This is a genomic window from Hymenobacter plasmatis (assembly GCF_020711255.1).
Taxonomy (GTDB): domain Bacteria; phylum Bacteroidota; class Bacteroidia; order Cytophagales; family Hymenobacteraceae; genus Hymenobacter.
Map to the genome: position 1 here is coordinate 39,024 of NZ_JAJFAW010000002.1, position 21,539 is coordinate 60,562.

The window sequence follows — 21,539 nt, forward strand, 5'->3', positions numbered from 1 at the left end:
TTACATTGCGGGAATTGAATACTACGATTTGCCAAACTATCGTTGTTGTGGCATGGCCAAAAATAATATTCGTTGGTTCGGGCAAACGCTATTGGGATGCCGGCTGTTAGTAGCGCTGCTCTCGGTTCCCAGCATAGCACAAACGGCCCCGACGGGCGGTGATGGCCTTAAGGGAGACTACTACGAGGGCACCGACTTCGAACGGTTTGTACTAAGCCGTCACGATGCAAGCCTGAATTTCAACTGGGGGCAGCAACCTCCCGCGGCCGGGATGCCCTCGGAAAATTTCTCGGTGCGGTGGACGGGTTGGCTGGTGCCGCCTACCAGCGGGCGCTACGTCTTTTACGTTACCGTAGACGATGGTATTCGCATATGGGTCAACGATAAGCTCATTCTCAACGAATGGCGGGGCCAACCTGTGAGCAATTACACCGCGGCCGTTGCGCTAAAGGCGAACGAACCATACCGCTTGCGCATAGACTATTGCCAATACAGCATGGACACCCGTGCCGTGGTTACCTGGGATAGGCCCGACGCGTCCCCGCCGCCCTCCTCCTGGCACAACCTATGGGGGCTCATGGACTCCAAGCCGAAGCCCGCGCCCATTCCCAAACGCTACCTCTTTAGCCACAACCCCAAGCCCCCGGTGGCCCAGCCGGTGCAGCCCAATTTGCCGCCCAAGCCGACCGCTGTGGCAAAGACGCAGCCCCAGACGCCCCCAGCGCCCGCTGCCAGGCCTGCCGCGGTGAAGCCTCGCCGGCCGGCAGTGAAGCCCGCCCCCGCGCCCCAGCTTCGGGTAGTCGCACCAGTGCCGGCCCCGGCCGTTCGGACAGTACCCGACTCGAGCCGCCCTGCGCAGCTGGCCCGGCTGAGCGTGGGTGAAAGCGTAACCTTGCCCGACCTCTATTTCAACCAGGGGCAGGCTCGGCTGTTGCCGGCCGCCCGCACGGCCCTGGACGGGCTGGCCGCCGTGCTGAGCAGCCGTCCGGACCTGCGCCTTGAAGTGCAAGGCCACACCGACAACGTGGGCAATGCTGAGCTAAACCGCCAGCTCTCGCAGCAGCGCGCCGAAGCCGTGTGCCTCTACCTCACGGCCCACGGCGTGGCGGCCGGCCAGCTGCGGCCCGTGGGCTACGGCGGCACCCAACCCGTAGCCGACAATGCCGACCCGGCCCAACGCCCCCGCAACCGCCGGGTGGTGCTGCGGCGGCTGTAGGTCAACTGCCACCCGCTTGAGTGGCGGCGTATCCGCCAAAAAGGACCTGGCCACCGGAATTTTCTATGCACGCCAGGCTAGCAATAAGGCTCGGCAGTACCCCAGCGCCTCGATTCCCTGGCCGGCGGCAAGCCCAACCGCAGCGCATAACTCCCGGCCGTAAGCAAAGGATTGGCACTGGCATTGGTTGAGCTTAACCGCCTATAGCTATTTAGCAAACTTTTCGAATCGCAAACAATCAATCTGTTAAAAAGGCGGTTACCTTTCTGCTCGCTGCAATCCACGGTAGTCGTTGGGTGCGAGGGCAGCCTTTTTCCCGTTTTTCTTCCACTTCAATTCCCACACCTTACATGGCTGACAATTCCACTTCCCTGCTCGACCGCAGCCGCACCGTGGCGGGCCCCGGCTACAACCGCTGGCTGATTCCGCCAGCGGCCCTGGCCATTCACCTGGCCATTGGGCAGGCGTATGCCTTTAGTGTGTTCAAGAAGCCGCTGGGCGCCCTGCTAAGCGGCGATGTGGACCACCCCGCCGCCGGCGACTGGACGCCCGGCCAAATCGGCTGGATTTTCTCCATTGCCATTGTGCTGCTGGGTTTGTCGGCGGCCATTTTTGGGAAGTGGCTAGAGCGGGTGGGCCCGCGCAAGGCCATGATGGCGGCCGCCCTGTGCTTTTCGGGCGGCTTCTTTGTGGGCGCTCTGGGCGTGAAGCTGCACAGCCTGGCGCTGCTGTATTTCGGCTACGGCTTTATGGGCGGCATTGGGCTGGGAATCGGCTACATTTCGCCGGTGAGCACGCTCATTAAGTGGTTTCCCGACCGCAAGGGCGTGGCCACGGGCATGGCCATCATGGGCTTTGGCGGCGGCGCTATGATTGCCTCGCCGCTGTCGGTGGCCCTCATGGCGCACTTCAAAGACACGGCGCCCATGGGCGTGGCACCCACGTTTATCACGCTGGGCATTATCTACTTCATCTTCATGCAGTTCGGCGTCTGGACCATTCGGGTGCCGGCCGACGACTGGACGCCGGCGGGCTACGTGCCCAACACCGAGCACAGCGCCCTGATTACTTCCGGCAACGTATCGGCCGACAATGCCATCAAAACGCCGCAGTTCTGGCTGCTGTGGGTGGTGCTCCTCATGAACGTGACCGCCGGCATCGGCGTGCTCGAAACGGCCTCGCCGCTTATTCAGGACACGTTCTCGGACAAAGCCATGGGCCCGGGCCGGGGCGTAACGGCGGCGGCGGCGGCTGGCTTCGTGGGGCTGCTCAGCTTGTTTAACCTGCTGGGCCGCTTCTTCTGGTCGTCGGCTTCCGATAAGTTGGGCCGCAAACCCACCTACATGATTTACTTCGGGCTGGGCGTGTTGCTTTACGCCCTCATTCCCACACTGGGGCACAACCTGCAGCTGGGCTTGTTCGTGGCGGCGGCCTGCGTGATTATTAGCATGTACGGCGGGGGCTTCGCCACGGTGCCGGCGTATCTGTCCGACCTCTTTGGCAAGTACCAGGTGGGAGCCATCCACGGGCGCTTGCTCACGGCGTGGTCTACGGCCGGCGTGCTCGGGCCGGTGATTGTAAACTACCTGCACGAGAGCCGCAAAGCCGAAGGCTTCACCGGCGCGGCGGCCTACCAATCGGTGTTCTACACCATGGCAGGCTTGCTGGTGGTGGGCTTCTTGGCCAACCTGGCCGTGACGGCGGTAAACCAACGGTATTTTGAGAAAGGACCCGTAGCGGTAGCCGCCGGCGGCCACTAGGCTCCAGTCTTTCACCCCCTTATCTAAATTACGACATGAATCCACAACCTAATTCTCCTGCCCCCACCGCCGACGGCGCCAGCTCGGGGCTGTCGCTGGCCATTGCCTGGCTGTTCGTTGGCATTCCCCTGCTCTGGGGTGTATCGCAGACCTTTATCAAAGCCCTCACGCTGTTCAAATAAGCAGCTTCGCATTCGATTCTTTGGAAAGCAGCCGGCCCCGCGCCGGCTGCTTTTTTTATTGGCCCAAGCCAAGTTTAATGGCTCAACCCAGCTCAACGGGGATGCTACTGGTTACTGCCCCGCCGTCACATTACTTTGCTGCCATGAAAAAGCTATACGCGCTGGCCTTGCTGACTCTGTTGGGTTCCGGCCAAGCCACCGACCCGCTGCAAAAAGTCCGGCAGTTTCGGCAGGCGCACGAGCAGGAGCTGCTCAGCGAGTTTGAGCAGCTGGTGGCCATTCCCAACGTGGCGGCCGACACGGCCAACCTGCGCCGCACGGCCCTGTTTGTGCAGGACATGATGCGCCGCCGCGGCATCAAAACTCAGCTGCTGGCGGCTCCCACCGCTGGCGTGCCGCCGGTGGTGTTTGGCGAGGTGCGCACGCCCGGCGCCACCCGCACCATCATTTTCTACGCCCACTACGATGGCCAGCCCGTGAACCCCGCGCAGTGGCGCGAGGGCTTGGCCCCGTTTCAGCCCACCCTGGCCAACGGGCCCCTCGACCGCGGCGGGCAACTGGCCGTCCGCCCGGCCCCGGGCCAGCCCCTCAACCCCGACTGGCGCCTTTACGCCCGCAGCGCCTCCGACGACAAGGCCGGCGTGATGACCATCCTGACCGGCTACCAGGCGCTGGTGGCCGGCAAGCTCAAGCCGAAAGTCAACATCAAGTTCTTTTTTGAAGGTGAGGAAGAACGCGGCTCGCCGCACCTGGCCGAAATATTGAGCCGGCACAAGGCGTTGCTGGCGTCGGATTTGTGGGTGATTTGCGACGGGCCGGTGCACCAGTCGGGCCGCAAGCAGGTGGTGTTTGGGGCGCGCGGCGACGTGAACATGAGCCTGAAAGTGTACGGCCCCCGCCGGCCCCTGCACAGTGGGCACTACGGCAACTGGGCGCCCAACCCGGCCCTGGCGCTGGCGCGCCTGCTGGCCTCGATGGAAGACAGCACCGGCCGGGTGCGCGTGGCTGGCTTCTACGACGACGTGACGCCGCTGACTCCGGCCGAAAAAGCCGCCATCGCGCGGGTGCCCAACCTGGACCAGACCATCCGGCAGGAGCTGGGCTTTGCGCGCCCCTACGGCACGGGACAGTCGCTGGTGGAGCTGCTCAACCAGCCCTCGCTCAACATCAACGGCATGCAGAGCGCCAACGTGGGCGCACAGGCGGCCAACGTCATTCCCACCGTGGCCACGGCCGTGCTCGACCTGCGCCTCGTGCCCGGCAACGACGCCCAGCGCCAGGTGCAGAAAGTCATCCGCCACATCGAGGCCCAGGGCTACCACGTCACCACGGCCGAGCCCACCGATGCCGAGCGGGCCCAATACCCCCTGCTGGTGCGCGTGCAGCCCGAGACCGGCTATAATGCCCAGCGTACCCCGCTCGATTTGCCTATTGCCCAGCAAGTGATAAAGGCCGTGCAAACCACCACGCCCGCCCCCGTAGTGGTGCTACCCACCATGGGCGGCAGCCTGCCGCTATACGTGTTTGAGCAGCAGCTCAACGCCCACACCATCACGGTGCCCGTGGCCAACTACGACAACAACCAGCACGCCGAAAACGAAAACATCCGCCTCGGCAACCTCTGGGAGGGCCTAGAAACCATGGCCGCCATCATGCTGCTCAAGTAGCGCCCGGGCCAGCCCAACTTGTGCCCCAAAATTGCGGGCCGTAGCGCGGACTTTTAGTCCGCGCTACGGCCCACCCACTGCTTCGCGGACTAAAAGTCCGCGCTACTGCCCAGCCGTACACTCACTCCGAAATCTTCTAAGCAGCAAGTATGCCGGCTCCTGACTTACTTCTGCTGCGGGTCGCCGCCACCTGGTCGCTGCCGGGGCTGGGCCTGCTGGCGCTGGCCGACGCCGCCACCCCGCACCTGGCGGCTCACCCGCTGCACACGGCCCTGGCAGTGGAAGCCGTGCTGCCCGCAGGCGGGCGCCTAGCAGGCACCGGCACTGTGGAAGAAATTACCCGGGGAGAAACTACCGAGCGCGGGCTTCTCCTCGACTTAGGCCCGGAGGGCACGACGCTGCCGCCTGGCACCGAAATCTGGCTCCTCGCCGGGGCTCAGCAAACCGATAGCAGCCCGGACGGTCGGGCGGCATCACTTGGGAACAGTCTAATTATATAATTCGTGTATTAGGTTATTTTCGAGCTGTAAAATATCCTTTATCCAGCTGCGACAGCCTTCCGCATGGCGGGTTTGCTACTTCGTCTAAAAAACTAATTTAAGGCATTGAACTAGTTGGGAGCCAAGCGGCCTTTGCGTAAATTGCGGGGCTACTATCGGTTTTCGCATTTGGCTACTTACTGCTTTCTATGAGATTTTTTGCTCCGCTGCTCCTGGCGTGCCTGTGGGTATTGCCAGCCGCGGCCCAGCGTATAGTGATTAGCGGTCAAGTGGTGGAGGCCTCCAACGGTGAGCCGGTGCCGTTCGCGTCCATATTTATTCCAAAAACCAGTGTCGGCGCCACCGCCGATGCCGACGGCAAATTCAAGCTGGCCGTGACGGGCACGCCCGATTCCATTGCGGCCTCGGCCATGGGCTTTGCTACCCAGCGGCGCAAGCTCAGCAGCGAGCCGGTGCAAACCGTGTTGTTTCGAATGAAAACCGGGGGCGTGGCCCTGGCCGAGGTGGTAGTCACGTCGCGGCAGCCTGAAAACCCGGCCTTTCGCATCCTGCGCGAAGTACAGAAGCACAAGCACGAAAACGAGCGCAACGCCCTGCAGGCCGCCGAATACGATTCTTATAACCGCATTGAAACCAGCCTGATTGAGCTGCCGGCCAAGATGGCCAAGCGCCGGGTTATCAAAGACATTCGGGCACTGGCCGTGCGCCAGGGCGCGGCCGCGGCCTCCGACGCCGATGCGCCCCTGCCCATTTTTGCCTCTGAGGTAGGCTCCCGCGTGTACCAGAAGTACTCCCCCGTGCGGCGGCGCGAAGACCTGCTGCACAAGCAGATGCGGGGCGTAGGCCCCCGCGAGGGCTCCGTGCTTTCGCAAATGCTGGGCTCCAACTTCCAGAACTTTGATTTCTACCCCAACTGGCAAAACGTGCTGGGCAAGGACTTCATCTCGCCCATTGCCGAAGGCGGCCGCCTGGCCTACGATTACGAGCTGCAGGACTCCGTGTTTGTGGGCAAGGACTGGTGCTACAAAATCGCCGTCACGCCGAAGCGGGCCCACGATTTGGCTTTCAAAGGCACCATCTGGATTACGGCTGAGGACTACGCCCTGCGCCGCGCCGAGCTGGTGGCCAGCCCAGAAGCCAACATCAACTTCGTGAGCGACCTGCGGATTTCCCAGGAGCTCACCTCGCCCGGCGACGGGCCGGGCCTGCCGATTCGGACCAAGCTGGTACTGAGCGTGCGCCCCTACGAGAAGCAGGCGGCCATGCTGGTGCGCTTCACCACGGTGAGCAGCAACTTCGTGCGCAACCAGGAGCACACCGAGCCCGGCTTCTACGACCAACCCATCGTGTCGTCTTTGATGGAGCCCACCGACAAGGACGCCACCAGCAGCCTGCTCGCCGGGCATACCCCGGGCACCGGCTACTTCGACCAGCACCGCCCCGACACGCTGAGCCTGTCGGAGCGCCAGTCGTTTGCTGTCCTCGACTCGGCTAAGGAGCTGCCTTCGGTGCGCAACGTGCTCGACTGGATTGACTTGTTTGTGAACGGCTACAAGCGCGTGGGCCGCTGGGATTTGGGCCCCATTCTCACCAGCTATTCCCACAACGACTACGAGGGCAGCCGGCTGCGCTTCGGCTTCCGCACCACGCCCGACATCAGCCGCGACTGGCTCACCCAGGGCTACGTGGCCTACGGCACGATGGATGACCGCCTGAAGTACGGCCTCAAAACCAGCTTTATTGCTGAGCGCCGCCACTGGACCGTATTTGGCGCCGAATACCGCCACGACGTGGAGCAGGTGGCCCTGCTCGACAACGATTTTCAGTCCGACAACAACTTGTTTGCGGCGGCCTCGCGCTGGGGGCGCTTCATTCAGGGCCGCCCCATCCTGCGCGACCTATACGCGGTGAGCGGCCAGCGCGACCTGTTCCACGGCTTCACCGAAACCCTCACGGTGCGCCACCAGGACATTACCCCGCTGCACGACTTCGCTTACTACTCTACCGGCGACCACAGCCCCACCGCCCCCATCGCCCGCAACCTCACGCTGTCGGAGCTGGTGCTGGAATCGCGCTTTGCGCCCGATGAGAACCTGGTGCAGAGCGAAAACCGCCGCCGCGCCGTGGGGCTCCGGCGCCTGCCCGTGCTCACGTTCCGCTACACGCTGGGCTTCCGCAACCTGCTGGAAGACAACTCGCCGCGGCGCTACCAAAAGTTTAATCTGCTCGTGACGCAAAGCGTGTCGGTGGGCCACCTGGGCCGCCTGAACTACCGCGTGGAAGGCAGCTACATCCCCGATGCGGTGCCCTACCTCATCCTCAAAACGCCGCTGGGCAACCAGACGCCCTTCTACAACGCCAACGCCTTCAACCTGATGAACTACTTCGAGTTCGTGACGGACCGGTCTGTATCGGTGCGGCTCGACCAGCACTTCGAAGGCTTGTTTCTCAACAGCATCCCCGGCATTCGGGCCCTAAACTGGCGCCTGGTGGGCACGGCCAACCTGCTCTACGGCAGCTTGTCGGCCGCCAATACCGTGCAGCCCCGCAAAGACCGCGAGGGCCACGAGCTGATGCCCATTCCTACCCTGGACAAGCTGCCCTATGTGGAAGTGGGCTATGGCGTCGAGAACATTTTCAAATTCATCCGGGTCGACTTTTTACACCGCGTCACCTACCGGCAGGAGCCGGCCCGCAACACGCCCAACACCCCCGAGCACCAGAATTTTGGCGTTAAAGTAAGCGCCCAATTCCGGCTGTAGAATAGCTCCTAGTTTCGCTTGCGCAAGAGCCCACCGATCTAAAGCCGGTGGGCTTTTTGTACTTTGCTTACCGTATGCAACATTCACGCAATCGGGGCTGGCTCCTGCGCCCGCACGGTGGGATTGGCAGCCAACTGCGGCAGCTGCTGCTGGGCACGAGCCTGGTCCTGCTGAGCTTACTGAGTGCGCACCGCAGCGCCGCCGCCACCCCCGAAGACACCCTGGCCATCAACCCGGCCCTGAGCGAGTTCTACCTGGAGGAGAACTACTACAGCATGCTGGTAGACCCCACCGGCCGGCTCACCATCGCCGACTTGCAGGCACCGGCCTGGAGCCGCCGGTTTCAGATGTTGCGCGGCTCGGGGCACCCGCCCAACAGCCAGCACCTCAGCAGTACCTACTGGCTGCGCCTCACGGTGCGCCACGCACCCACCGAAACCGCCGCCTGGTACCTGGAGCTCTACGACTCCCACATTGGCGGGGCCGTGTTCTTCCGCCCCGCGCCCGGCCCAGCCCAACCCGGCCAGGCCCTGGCCTACGACAGCGTGGCCACGGGGGCCAGCCTGCCCTTTGCCACCCGCCCGCATCCCTACAAAAACTTCCTCTTTGACCTGCCCCCCCGGCCTGGGCAAACGGCCACGTACTACCTGCGCCTGCGCTCCGACACGCGCACCAGCTTCCGGGCCATGCTCCACAGCAGCGCGGGGCTCATTCCGGAGCTGTCGGTGCAATACTGGCTGCTGGGCGGCTTCTATGGCATCCTGTTTATCATGGTGCTTTACAACCTCATTCTCTTCCTATTTCTAAAGGAGAAAACTTACCTCTACTACGTCCTTTACGTGCTGAGCGGCGGGCTGCTGTTTCTGACGGAAGACGGGCTGGGGTTCCAGTACCTGTGGCCTGGTGGGCCAGGGCTGAACCACTTCATTGGGGCGGCGGCGCCGGTGCTGCTGCTGCTCACGTTTGCCACCTACGCCAGCGGCTTTCTGGATACTGCCTCGCGCCTGCCGGCCTTGCACCGGCTCGGGCGCTGGGTGGTGGGCGGGAGCGCGGCCCTGCTGGTGCTCGATGCCGCCGTGGTGCACTCGGGCCTTAGCTTCTGGCTGTACCTGCTGCCGTACGGGCTGCTGTACTACGCTGGCTGGCGGGCTTACCGCAGCGGGCTGCAGCCAGCCCGCTACCTGCTGCTGGGCCAGGGCCTGGTGGCTACCAGCCTCACGTTCCTCATCATGCGCAAGCTGGGCATCGATTTTTATAACAACGCCTACACCGTTTACAGCCTGTACGTGGCGTTTGTGCTGGAAGTCGTGACGTTGAGCTATGCCCTGGGCGAGAAAATCAAGGGCATGATGGACACCACGCTCCTCACCCAGCACCGGCTGCTGAAGCAGCTCCGCAAGAAGCACCAGGCCCAGGACCGGCTGGTGGAGCAGATGCGCGAAAACCAGGAGCTAAAGGACCAGCTCAACTCCGAACTGGAGTCGCTGGTGGCGCAACGCACGGCCGAGCTGCGCCGCCAAAACGAAACCGTAGCCACCCAAAACCGGGAGCTGCTCGAAGCCAACGGGTTGCTGGCGCTGCAATCGGCGGCCATCGAAAAGCTCAACGGCGACCTCAGCCGCGACCTCCACGCCGAGAAGGCCGCGCGCATCGAAGCGCGGGAAGTGGACTTTGGCGAATTCAGCCAGATTTACCCCGACAAAGACGCATGCCTGCGCTACCTCGCCGACCTGAAGTGGGCCAACGGCGGGTACCGCTGCCGCAAATGCGGCCACGAGAAGAGCTGCGAAGCCCGCGAGCCCTACGCCCGCCGCTGCACCCGGTGCCGCTACGTAGAGTCGGCCACGGCCGGCACGTTATTGCAGAAATGCAAATTCTCTATTGTGAAAGCGCTGTACGCTGTATTCCTGCTGCACGCCCACAAAGGCAGTTACTCGCCCTCGGAGCTGGCGCGGGTGCTGGAATTGCGCCAGGCCACCAGTTGGGCATTTGCCCAGAAGGTACTGGCCGCTCTGCAGCGCCGGCGCCTCGCGCCCGATTACGAAGACAGCGAGCCCTGGACCCACGTGCTCCTGGATGCGACCGCCGAAGTAGAATTTGCTGAAACCGGGCAGGAATAATCGCCGCTTTCCGGGCCCGCATTTTCCGGAAACGTTTGGGAGACTGTCTTGCTTAGTCAATTGGCCTTGGCGAGCATTCTATTGGTTTTTTAGAGGGTTCGCTCATTTGCTGATGATTGTCGCCATTTTTTTTCGTTGAGAGGCATTTTTTTTCATTGTTTTTTAGCCAAAGCCCGAAAATCACCACAAGGCCACCATTGCCTGAATTAGGCATAAAGACGAGATTTTGCGTGTGCATCAAGCGTATAACCCGTAAGCGTACAACGCTGAAAAAAGGCCAAATCAGCTATTCCAGGGCATTTTCTGAGTTGCATTTGCCAGACACACCCCTCTACATTTGGGCATTCCCACCTGCCCAATGCGAGTATTTCCCACCGTATTCACCAGCTTCTCTTCTGCTCCTTTCCCCACGGCATTGGTCGTGAGCGAAGCTTTGACTTGGAGACGCAAGGCGCGTTTCGCGCGGGAGCCAGTAGCAGTTGCCCAACGGGCCGCTACGCTCGCCACTGCCTCCGCCTACCACGCCGCCGTAGCGCCGGCCGAACTACTGGCTCTTTCTAGTATCCCATGTAAGCAGCCAGGGGTAGCGCAAAACTCACGGAAGAGAAAAACCGGGCAGTCGAATCAGCTCAATTTACTGGCTACAAATCCTACGGCAAGCCAACAGTTAGTGGCACCAGGTGCAGCCCATGCGGTGGCGACGGTCCGGGATTTTCATATTTACGGTTCACCTAAACGGGTAGAGTCTATCAGCCATCCGGTGGCAGCCTGTCCGATAAGCTTACATGCCCATTCTGCTCTAGGTGGGCACTCGCGATGCATTGCCCCCGGCTACTTAGTTAGCCCAATTGGATTCCCCCACAGCATAAGTATGGGTACCATTAGGTAAGCGCTCCGGCGCCACGCTGGCTGCTGGGCTACGCAGCCCGGGGCCGCTACTGCTGAAGCTGCGCGCCGCCAGCGGCCGGCCGTACCTCAGCCCTTCACTCTGATTTTCAAACCTTCACCATTCGCTTATCACTCTCACAACTCCCACCATGAAGCGAAACTTTTACCTTTTTGCGCCGGTACGCTGCACCGCAGTTCTACTGGCCTGTGCGCTGCCCACATGGGCAGCCGCCGCGCCGGTCGGCGCGGCACCGGTTGCGCACGTGCGGCCGGCGGCCGATGTGCCCGTGTCGGGCCGCGTAACCGGGCCCGACGGCGTCGGCCTGCCCGGCGTCACGGTGCTGGTGCGCGGCACCAGCCTCGGTACCAGCACCGGCTCCGACGGTGCGTTTAGCCTGACCGCGCCCGAGGGCAGCACGCTGGTATTCAGCTTTGTTGGCTTCACCACCCAAACGGCGCTGGTATCGGCGGCCAACGGCGGGGCCGTCAACATCTCCCTCAAGGAAGACACCCAGAAACTGAACGAAGTAGTGGTAGTAGGCTACGGCACCCAGCAGCGCGGTAGCGTGACGGGCTCGGTGGCATCGGTGTCCGGCGCCGAGATTGCCGCTCTGCCCGTGGCAGATGCCGCCCAGGCCCTGCAAGGCAAAGCCGCGGGCGTAACCATCACATCCAACGGGGGCGCCCCCGGCGGGGCGGCTGGTACATCCATCCGCGTCCGGGGCATCACGTCGGCGGGCAACAACCACCCGCTGTTTGTGGTGGATGGCTTTCCGCTGCCCGACTCGGGCGAGGACCAGCTCAACGTCATCAGTCCCAACGACATTGAGAGCATCGACATCCTGAAGGACGCTTCGGCCACCGCCATCTACGGCGTGCGCGCCGCCAACGGCGTGGTTATCATTACTACCAAGCGCGGCAAGGCCGGCCGGTCTACCATCAACGTGGATGCCTACCGGGGCACGCAGCAGGCCTGGCGCAAAATTGGCTTGCTGAACGCCGAAGAATACGCCGTTATCAACAACGAAAACCGCATAGCGGCGGGCCAGCCCATCGTGGTGGACCGCCTGCGCGACCCCAAAGCGCTGGGCGAAGGCACCAACTGGGAAGACCAGGTCTTCCGCACGGCCGCCATGCAGAACTACTCGCTGGGCGCTACCGGCGGCAGCGACAAGGCCCGCTACGCGGTGTCGGCCAGCTATTTCAAGCAGGACGGCATCATCATCGGCTCAAACTTCGAGCGGTTTACGCTGCGGGCCAATGGCGATGTGCAGGTAAACAAAATCCTGAAAATCGGCAACAGCCTGCAGCTCACCCACCAGGAAGACCGCCAGGTGACCACCAACAACGGCGAGTACGGCACGGTGCAGCAGCTCATTCGCATGATTCCGATTGTGCCCGTGTACCGCCCCGACGGCTACTACTACGAGCCGCGCGGGCAGCAAGACAACTTCGTGGAGGAAAACCCGCTGGCCAACATCCTGTACGCCAACCGCAAGTACGTGCGCAACCGGGCCCTCACCACGCTGTTTGCCGAGCTTGAGCCGGTAAAGGGGCTGCGCCTCCGCACCAACGTGGGCATCGATTTCAACTTTACGAACAACAACAGCTTCGGCCCCAAAATACCCGAGCTGCAGGTGGGCACCGAGACCTACACCACCCGCTACTCCACGGCGGGCGATTTCTCGCAGGCCAACACCAACTACAGCTACCTGATTGAGAACACCGCCGCCTACGACCACCTTTTTGCCGGCAAGCACCAGGTGACGCTGCTGTTGGGCCAGTCGGCTCAATTATTCAACAGCCAGGAGCTGGGCGCCTCGCGCAGCGGCTACCTCAGCAACGACCTACAGAACCTCAACAACGGGCCCATCAACCCGCAGCTCGGAAACTTTGGCTACCTCGGGGTGCCTTCGCACCTGGCCAGCTACTTTGCCCGCGCCAACTACGAGTTTGCCGGCAAGTACCTGCTCTCGGCCATTGCCCGCTACGACGGGTCCAGCGCCTTCCAGCCCGGCTCGCAGTTTGGCTTCTTCCCCGGCATTTCGGCGGGCTGGCGCATTTCGGAGGAGAACTTCATGAAGGACAACCGCGTGGTGAGCAACCTGAAGCTGCGCGCGGGCTACGGCAAAGTGGGCAACCCCAACAACGCCGGCCGCTTCGCCTACCTCTACTCCATTAACTCGCAGATTACCTACCCCTTCGGGCCCAACGGCACCATCTTCAACGGGGCGGCGCCCACGCGGCAGTCCAACGGCGAGCTGCGCTGGGAAACCAACAACCAAACCAACCTCGGCCTGGACCTGGGCCTGTTCGACAACCGGGTGGAGGCCACCGTTGACATCTACAGCCGCAACTCGCCCAACCTGATTGCCTCGGTGCCGGTGTCGCTGGTGTCGGGCACCTACGAGTCGGTGAACCGCAACGCCGCTTCGGCTTACAACCGCGGCCTCGACCTCTCGGTGACGTCGCACAACTTCCGCAATGCGGCCCGCGGCTTCAACTGGAACACCACGCTCAATTTCTCGACCTATACCACCAAGCTGGAATCCCTCGGCGCGGGCCTGCCTTACAACGGCCAGGGCTCGCTGAGCGGCGACATCGTGCGCTACGAGCCGGGCTATGCGTTTGGCTCCTTCTATGGCTACGTGGCCGACGGCTTGTTCCAGACGCTCGAGGACGTGAAAAACCACGCCACGCAAACCGTGAATGCCGACCCCACCAAGGCCACCGGCCCCGGCGACATCCGCTTCAAGGACCTGAACGGCGACGGCAAGATTGACGCCAAGGACCGCACCTTCATCGGCAGCCCCAACCCCAAGTTCACCTACGGCCTGACCAACACCGTGAGCTTTATGGGCTTCGATTTGAGCGTGTTTCTGCAGGGCGTGCAGGGCAATAAGGTGTACAACCTGAACCGCTACCTGGAAGAAGCCCCGCTTTACGGTAACGCCAGCGGCGGCACCCGCGTGCTGGCCCGCTGGACCGGCCCGGGCACCAGCACCGAGGTACCCCGCGCCATTGCCGGCGACCCCAACAACAACCTGCGCGTGAGCACCTACTACATGGAAGACGGCTCCTACATGCGCATCAAGAACCTGACCCTGGGCTACACCCTGCCCACCGCCCTGATGAGCCGCATGGGTGCCCAGCAGATTCGGGTGTACGTGAGTGCCCAGAACCTGGCCACCTTCACCAAATACACCGGTTTCGACCCGGAGGTAAGCCCCAGCGGCGTCGACCGCGGCGTCTATCCGCAGTCGCGCGTGCTGTTGGCTGGCCTCAACATCGGGTTTTAATCCTCCCCCTTTCCTTCATTTCAGACGATGACTATCCTTCATAAATACGCCTGTGGCGCCCTGCTGGGCCTGAGCCTGCTCAGCGGCTGCGGCAAGAAGTTCCTCGAAGAAACGCCCAACGACCAGATTACCGACGCCAACTTCTACAAGAGCGAGCAAGACGCCATTCAGGCCACCACGGCGGCCTACAGCGAGCTCGCCAAAGGTGGCCAGTACAACTACGCCCTGTGGGGCATCGGCGACATCGGCTCCGATATTTCCTACACCGGCGGTGGCGGCGGAGGCGACGGCATTGAGCAACAGCAGCTCGACAACTTCAACATCCCGAGCACCAACCCCATCATCAACCGCTTGTGGGGGGGCAGCTACATTGGCATCGGGCGGGCCAACATTGTGCTACAGAAGGTGCCGCTTATCACCAACATCAACCCGGCCATCAAGAACCGGTGCCTGGGCGAGGCCGAGTTCCTGCGGGCCAAGTACTACTTCGACCTGGTGCGGGTGTACGGCGACGTGCCGCTGCTCACGGTGCCGCCCCTTACGCCGGCCGAGGTGAACATTGCGCGCACCCCCGCAGCCCAGGTTTACACCCAGATTGTAAACGACCTGACCGACGCCATCACCAAGCTGCCGGCCACCTACAGCGGCGACGACATCGGGCGGGCCACCAAGTGGGCCGCCGCCGGCCTGCTGGCCAAGGTGTACCTCACCCAGGGCAACATGACCGGCGCCGCCCAACGCGCCAGTGAGGTCATCAACTCGGGCCAGTACAGCCTGTACCCCAACTACGGCGACATCTTTAAGATTGCCAACGACAACGGCAAGGAGAGCCTGTTTGAAGTGCAGTACGTGTCGGGCCGCAACGAGTACACCTTCGACGGTCTGGGCTTTGTGGGCAATGAGTTCTTCGGCCCCCGCGGCCAGGGCATCGTGCCCCAGGGCGGCTACGGCTTCAACATTCCCGAAAACGACTTCGTGAATGGCTACGAGGCCGGCGACCAGCGCCGCGACGTGACCATCTGGAAGCCCGGCGACGTGTACCCCGACGGCCGCAAGCAGCCGGCCTCGCTGCCCGGCTCGCCCAGCGGCTACGCCTGCAAGAAGTGGTTTATTGGCAAAACCGATACCCGCGTGTGGGACTCCGGCCTCAACATCAAGGTGCTGCGCCTGGCCGAGATGTACCTGATTCTGGCCGAAGCCAGCGGCCCCACGCCGGCCGGCCTCGAAGCCCTCAACATTGTGCGCCGCCGCTCCTTTGGCCTGCCCCTCACCACGCCTTCGGCCGCGCACGACGTTGCGGCCGGAACCAGCGCCGCCGCGTTTAAAACGGCCGTGTGGCGGGAGCGCAAGTACGAGCTGGCGTTCGAAAACGACCGGTGGTTCGACATGAAGCGCACGGGCGAGCTGCTGACGTCGCCCCAGCTGCTAGCCAAAGGCGTGAAGCCCACCAACGTGGTGCTGCCCTTGCCCCAAACCGAGCTCGACGTTAACCCCAACCTGAAGCAAAACCCTGGCTACTAAGCCGCCGGCCCGCTCGTTCCCCGGCCCGTTGGGCCCAGCGGGCGGGCCGTTTTGCTCCCCACTCATTCCTGACTCAATTCCATGAAAAACATAGTACGTGCCACAGCCCTGGGTCTTTTGATGGCTCCGCTCCTGTTGGCTTCCTGCAAAAAGGACGTCGACAAATACAGCCTGGAGGGCGCCGTGCCCGCCTCCGACTTCACCGTGACCAAGGTCACGACCGGCCTCACCACCACGGCCACGTTCACGGCCACCAACACCGACGGCTTCCTCTACCAGTGGGACTTCGGCGATGGCACCGTGGGCTCCGGCAAAACCGCCACCCACGTGTACAGCAGCGGCGGCACCCTCAAAACCAAGCTCATTACGGCCTACCGGGGCGGCACCAGCGTATCGACTACCAAAGACCTGGTGCTGCCCTCAGTGTCGGCCATCGTGAACCAGCTCCTCACCGGCGGCAGCTCCAAAACCTGGAAGCTGGACAATACCGTGGTTGCCCCCATCACCGTGGGCCCCTCCGATGCCGACCCCACCAGCTACTACGCCGGCAACCCCAGCGCGGGCGCCCTGCCCGCCTGCCAAGCCGACGACGAATACACTTTCACCGCGGCCAATTCCTTCACTTACGACGCCAAGGGCCAGACCTTTGTGGCCGGCGGTGCCTGCGATGCCCCGCGCAACGTGACCACCTCCTTTACGTTTGGCAACGCTACGGGCGCCGGCTTGGCCCAACTCACGCTGGCCAGCGCCACCCCGTCGCCGTTTATCGGCGTGACGGATGCGCCGGGCCTTACGTACCGCATCCTTTCCATCACCACCACGAACATGGTGCTGCGGGCCGGCAGCACGGCCGCCGGCGTGGTGTTCGACATGAAGCTGGTAGCCAAATAGCCCACCGGCCACTTCAGCTTATTTCTTACCACTATTATGCGGCTACTTCCCTTTCGCGGCCTGACTACTGAGCTCCTCGGGGCCGGCCTGCTGCTGGCCCTGAGCCTGCCGGCCTGCACCGACAAAGGCACCACCTTCACGCCCGGCCCCATAACGCCGCCGACGCCGCCTGCGCCGGTGGCGAACGAGGACGCCCGCAACTACGCCGACTACACCGACCTGGTGTGGAGCGATGAGTTCGACGCGGGCACCCTCGACGCCACCAAATGGAAGTACGACCTGGGCGGTGGCGGCTGGGGCAACAACGAGCTCGAAACCTACACCAACTCGACCGACAACGTGTTTCTGAGCGGTGGCAACCTCACCATCAAGGCCATCCGCTCCGGCACGGGCAGCTACACCTCGGGCCGCATCCTCACCAAGAGCAAAAAGGATTTCGTGTTCGGCCGCATCGATGTGCGGGCGCAGGTGCCCAAGGGCAAGGGCGTGTGGCCCGCCATCTGGATGCTGGGCTCCGACATTGACCAGAACAACTGGCCCAAGTGCGGCGAAATCGACATCATGGAGCTGCGCGGCAGCAAGCCCCGCGAGCTGCTCACCACCATGCACTTCCAGAACACCCAGGGCGTGCACGGCCAACAAGGCACCACGCAGATGCAGCCCGCCGACCTGTCCGACGGCTTCCACACCTACTCGGCGGTGCGCAGCAAAGACCAAACCCGCTTTTACGTGGATGGGCAGCAGTATTACACCTTCGGAACCGGGGGCGCCAGCCCCAACCCGTTTAACAACCCGTTTTTTGTGGTGCTGAACGTGGCCATTGGCGGCGACTTCGACGGCAACCCCGACGCCAGCACCACCTTCCCCCAGCAAATGCAGGTGGACTATGTCCGGTATTATCAATACAAATAACCCAGTGCGCATGCCAGCCAGAAAAGGTGGGAAACTTAAGTTGGTGGGTGTGCGCAGTCGTGGCAGAGCCACGCTGGCCCGGGTGGTGGCGGTGCTTGGCAGCGTGCTGCTGAGTGCTGCTGCCCCCGTTGGGCCACCGGCGGGCGCCAAGGCGCCTGCTAGCCCCACTCCCCGCTACACCTTCAAGAAGCTGGTGTGGAGCGACGAGTTTAACGCCCCCGGCCTGCCCGACTCCACCAAGTGGAGCTACGACGTGGGCGGCTCCGGCTGGGGCAACAAGGAACTGCAGTACTACACCAAAAACCGCCGCGAGAATGCCCGCGTCGAGGGCGGCAACCTCGTTATCGAGGCCCGAAAGGAAGCGCTGCAGCCCGGCAACGACTACACCTCGGCCCGGCTGGTATCGCGCGGCAAGGGCCGCGGCGGCAGCCAGACCTACGGCCGCTTCGAGGTGCGGGCCCGCATTCCGGGCGGGCGCGGCACCTGGCCCGCCATCTGGATGCTGCCCGACGAAAACCCCTACGGCAACCACAGCTGGCCCGACAACGGCGAAATCGACATCATGGAGCACGTGGGCTACGACCCCAACGTGATTCACGCCTCCACGCACTGCAAGAGCTACTACTTCCGCACCAACAACCAGAAAACCGGCGTCACGCTCCTGCCCGACGCCACCACGGCCTTCCACGTCTACGCCATCGAGTGGACGCCCGAAACCATCACAGCCGAAATCGACGGGCAGCTCTACTTCGCGGCCCGCAACGAGGGCACCGGCTGGCAGGCCTGGCCCTGGGACAAGCCCTTTCACGTGCTGCTGAACGTGGCCGTGGGCGGCGAGTGGGGCGGCCAGAAGGGCATCGACGAAGCCGCCTTTCCCCAGCAGATGCTGGTGGACTACGTGCGCATCTACCAAATGAAAAAGCGCTAAGCCCGCCGGCCCGGCCGCTGGCTTATTCAGCTCAATTTTTCGCTTTAATCACGCCGAAGGTTTGGTGAGACTTCCTCGGGGTGGTGCCGGCGTGGCAGCCTGTGGACTGCCGCGCCCTAGGGAAAGAACAGGCCCGCCCGGGCCGCTCGGCAGCGCCGCCTAATGGGTGCCCCTGCCAGGCAAGGAGCTACCCCTCTTTCGCCCCGGGCCGGGCCTGTTCCTTCTTCGGCGCCCCTCGTTTTTGCGCTTTCCGGCGGCGGTGCATTCTCACAACTTTTTCAGTCCTGTATGAAAAAACAACTCCCCTTCTTCCTCCGCCTGGCCTTTGGGGCCCTGCTGGTGGCCGGCGCCCAGCCCGCCGCCCAGGCCCAGCGCCTGGGCCTGGAGCCCCGCATCGATTCGCTGCTGAAAGCCATGAGCACCGAAGAAAAGCTGGCTCAACTAACCAACAACAGCTTCATGACCACGCCCACCAACGACCGGCTCAAAATCCCGGGCTTTGTGATGGACGACGGCCCCCACGGCGTGCGCTTCCAGAAAGCCATTGCCTGGCCCACCGGCATGGGCATGGTTTCGACCTGGCACCGCAGCCTGGCCCAGCAAGTAGGCCAGGCCATGGGCGAAGAGTTCTGGGCCTTTGGCAAGCACCAGCAATTGGGCCCGTGCATCGACCTGGCCCAGGACCCGCGCGGCGGCCGCAGCGCCGAGAGCGGCGGCGAAGACCCGTTTCTGATTGGCCAGATTACGTCCCATGTGGCCAAGGGCATCCAGACCACGCCGGTGATAGCCACCGTGAAGCACTTCATGATTGAGGGCAAGCAGGCCACCCGCCACACCCGCAACGAGCTGTTTACCGACCGCGGCGTGATGGAGCACTACGGCTACCACTTCCGCACCGTGATACAGGAAGGCGCCGTGCTGAGCGTGATGTCGGCCTACAACCTCATCAACGGCGAGCACGCGGCCGAGAGCCCCTACCTGCTGAACACCGTGCTGCGCGAGCGCTGGGGCTTCCCGTTCTACGTGGTGTCGGACTGGGACGCGGTGCACGACACGAAGAAGGCCATCCTGGCCGGCAACGACGTGTGCATGGGCAGCGACGACTACACCAAAGACCTGCCCGGCCTTGTGAAAAGCGGCGCCGTGCCCATGACGGCTATCGACGCGGCCGTGCGCAACGTGCTGCGCACCAAAATCATGGCCGGCTTGCTCGACTTTTACCCCAAAGGCAGCAAGGCCGACGCCAACACCCCGGCGCACACCAAGCTCAACCAGCAGGCAGCGCGTGAATCCATCGTGCTGCTCAAGAACGCCGACCAGCTTTTGCCCCTGAACAAGGCCACCGTGAAGCACATCGCCCTCATCGGCCCCAACGCTGATAAGGGCAACCTGAACTGCTATGGCAGCAGCGAAACCAGCCCACCGTACTCCGTCAGCCTCAAGCAAGGCCTGGAAACCAAGCTGGGCGTGGCCAAAATCGCCTTCGCTAAAGGCTGCGACATGAACAGCACCGACACCACCGGCTTCAAGCTGGCCCGCGAGCTGGCCCGCGGGGCCGATGTGGTCATCTTCGCCGCCGGCCTCGACAGCACCCAGGAAGGCGAGCAATACAACTCCGGCCACGACCGCGCCAACAAATCGGTGACGCTGCCCGGCCAGCAGCAGGCCCTTATCAACGCCCTGGCCCGCGCCAACCCCAAGATGGTGGTGGTGGTGCAAAGCGGCGGCGTGTGCGCCCTGCACGAGAGCCTGCCCCGCACCAAGGCGCTGCTTTACTCCTTCTACGCGGGTCAGGAAGCCGGCACCGCGCTGGCCGACGTGCTGGTGGGCGACTACAACCCCGCCGGCCGCATGCCCGTGACCATGCCCACCGGCGACGCCCAGCTGCCTGCCTGGGGCGACGACCTCACCGACGCCAACGGCGTGGGCTACCGCCTCTACGACCGGAAGAACATGAAGCCCGAGTTTGCCTTCGGCGCCGGCTTGAGCTACACCACCTTCCAGTACAGCAACCTGAAACAGCCCACCGCGCCGGTTCTGGCCGGTGCGCCCGTTACCATCAGCGTGGATGTGCAGAACACCGGCACCCGCGCCGGCGACGAAGTGGTGCAGCTCTACCTCACCGACAAGTCTTCCAAGCTGACCATGCCGGAGAAACAGCTCAAGGGCTTCGAGCGCATCAGCTTGGCACCCAAGCAAAAGAAAACGGTCAGCTTCACGCTTTCGGCCGAGGATTTTTACTTCTGGGACGAGCAGGCCAAAGGCTACCAGGTGCACCCCGGGGCTTACAGCTTCCGCGTGGGCAGCGCGTCGGACAAACTACCGCTGGGGGGTGCCTTCACCCTCAAAGCAGCTACAGCCAAGCCCGATTTGAAGATAACCCAGGTGTTCACCGTGCCCCGCTTCCCGAAACCCGGCCAGCCCGTCACGTTCTACGCCATGGTGAAGAACATGGGCACGGCGCCGCTGCCCACCAGCAGCAAGGTCGACGTAGCCTTCACCGTGAACAACGCCAAAGTAGCCAGCCTGCAAGGCATGGGCAAGCCGCTGCTGCCCGGCCAGGCCTGCCTGCTGCCCGCCACCTCCAATAACTGGAAACCCACCGCCAGTGGCAACTTCTCGCTCGGCGCCGTAGTCGACGCCGGCAAAACCGTGAGCGAATGGCTGGAAACGAACAACACCTTCAGCCGCTCCCTCAAGGTGTACCCGGCCGGGCCCGCCGTGCAGCCCGCCCCCTAAGCGACTGGTCAGCTCAACTTCAAGGCTCTATTTCCTGGGCTAATTCCGAGCTGGGCAATGGACGGCACTAAGACGATAAAGAGGCCCTTGGCATTGCGCCAAGGGCCTCTTTTGTTGAGCTGGCCGCCGCAATGCGCAGGAGGCTGGCCGACGG

At 63.2% G+C, this 21,539-nt stretch carries 13 protein-coding genes; all 13 read left to right on the plus strand.

The window, feature by feature from the left end; genetic code table 11:
• Positions 1-52: 52 nt before the first annotated feature.
• The 13 genes from LJ738_RS01505 to LJ738_RS01565 all read left to right on the plus strand — a co-directional run bounded on the left by LJ738_RS01505 (position 53) and on the right by LJ738_RS01565 (position 21,385).
• A complete protein-coding gene (locus tag LJ738_RS01505; protein WP_227784564.1) occupies positions 53-1,216 on the plus strand; it encodes a PA14 domain-containing protein in 1,164 nt (387 codons plus the stop codon).
• Between the two features lie 350 nt (positions 1,217-1,566).
• Positions 1,567-2,976, plus strand: coding sequence for an OFA family MFS transporter (locus LJ738_RS01510; RefSeq protein WP_227784565.1), 1,410 nt, complete (start codon positions 1,567-1,569; stop codon positions 2,974-2,976).
• Between the two features lie 35 nt (positions 2,977-3,011).
• Positions 3,012-3,158: an MFS transporter small subunit gene (locus tag LJ738_RS01515; protein ID WP_227784566.1), complete on the plus strand. Its 147-nt coding sequence runs from the start codon at positions 3,012-3,014 to the stop codon at positions 3,156-3,158.
• A gap of 143 nt (positions 3,159-3,301) precedes the next feature.
• Complete coding sequence (locus LJ738_RS01520) at positions 3,302-4,825, plus strand: M20/M25/M40 family metallo-hydrolase (protein WP_227784567.1); 1,524 nt, start codon at positions 3,302-3,304, stop codon at positions 4,823-4,825.
• Between the two features lie 149 nt (positions 4,826-4,974).
• Complete coding sequence (locus LJ738_RS01525; protein ID WP_227784568.1) at positions 4,975-5,325, plus strand: hypothetical protein; 351 nt, start codon at positions 4,975-4,977, stop codon at positions 5,323-5,325.
• A 188-nt stretch (positions 5,326-5,513) separates the two neighbouring features.
• Complete coding sequence (locus LJ738_RS01530) at positions 5,514-8,087, plus strand: DUF5686 and carboxypeptidase-like regulatory domain-containing protein (RefSeq protein WP_227784569.1); 2,574 nt, start codon at positions 5,514-5,516, stop codon at positions 8,085-8,087.
• 74 nt (positions 8,088-8,161) lie between these two features.
• The gene (locus LJ738_RS01535) at positions 8,162-10,207 is read left to right on the plus strand and encodes a 7TM diverse intracellular signaling domain-containing protein (protein ID WP_227784570.1); all 2,046 of its coding nucleotides are present in this window, start codon (positions 8,162-8,164) and stop codon (positions 10,205-10,207) included.
• Positions 10,208-11,244: 1,037 nt separating this feature from the next.
• Entirely contained in the window at positions 11,245-14,394 is a 3,150-nt protein-coding gene (locus LJ738_RS01540) for a SusC/RagA family TonB-linked outer membrane protein (RefSeq protein WP_227784571.1), read from the plus strand.
• A gap of 27 nt (positions 14,395-14,421) precedes the next feature.
• A complete protein-coding gene (locus LJ738_RS01545; protein WP_227784572.1) occupies positions 14,422-15,915 on the plus strand; it encodes a RagB/SusD family nutrient uptake outer membrane protein in 1,494 nt (497 codons plus the stop codon).
• Positions 15,916-15,996: 81 nt separating this feature from the next.
• Positions 15,997-16,806 carry a PKD domain-containing protein gene (locus LJ738_RS01550; protein ID WP_227784573.1) on the plus strand — a complete coding sequence of 270 codons (810 nt, stop codon included), beginning with the start codon at positions 15,997-15,999 and terminating at the stop codon, positions 16,804-16,806.
• A 36-nt stretch (positions 16,807-16,842) separates the two neighbouring features.
• Positions 16,843-17,718, plus strand: coding sequence for a glycoside hydrolase family 16 protein (locus LJ738_RS01555; protein ID WP_227784574.1), 876 nt, complete (start codon positions 16,843-16,845; stop codon positions 17,716-17,718).
• A 49-nt stretch (positions 17,719-17,767) separates the two neighbouring features.
• Positions 17,768-18,646, plus strand: a complete 879-nt coding sequence (locus LJ738_RS01560; RefSeq protein WP_227784575.1) for a glycoside hydrolase family 16 protein — start codon at positions 17,768-17,770, stop codon at positions 18,644-18,646.
• A 288-nt stretch (positions 18,647-18,934) separates the two neighbouring features.
• Positions 18,935-21,385: a glycoside hydrolase family 3 C-terminal domain-containing protein gene (locus LJ738_RS01565; RefSeq protein WP_227784576.1), complete on the plus strand. Its 2,451-nt coding sequence runs from the start codon at positions 18,935-18,937 to the stop codon at positions 21,383-21,385.
• Positions 21,386-21,539: the final 154 nt, after the last annotated feature.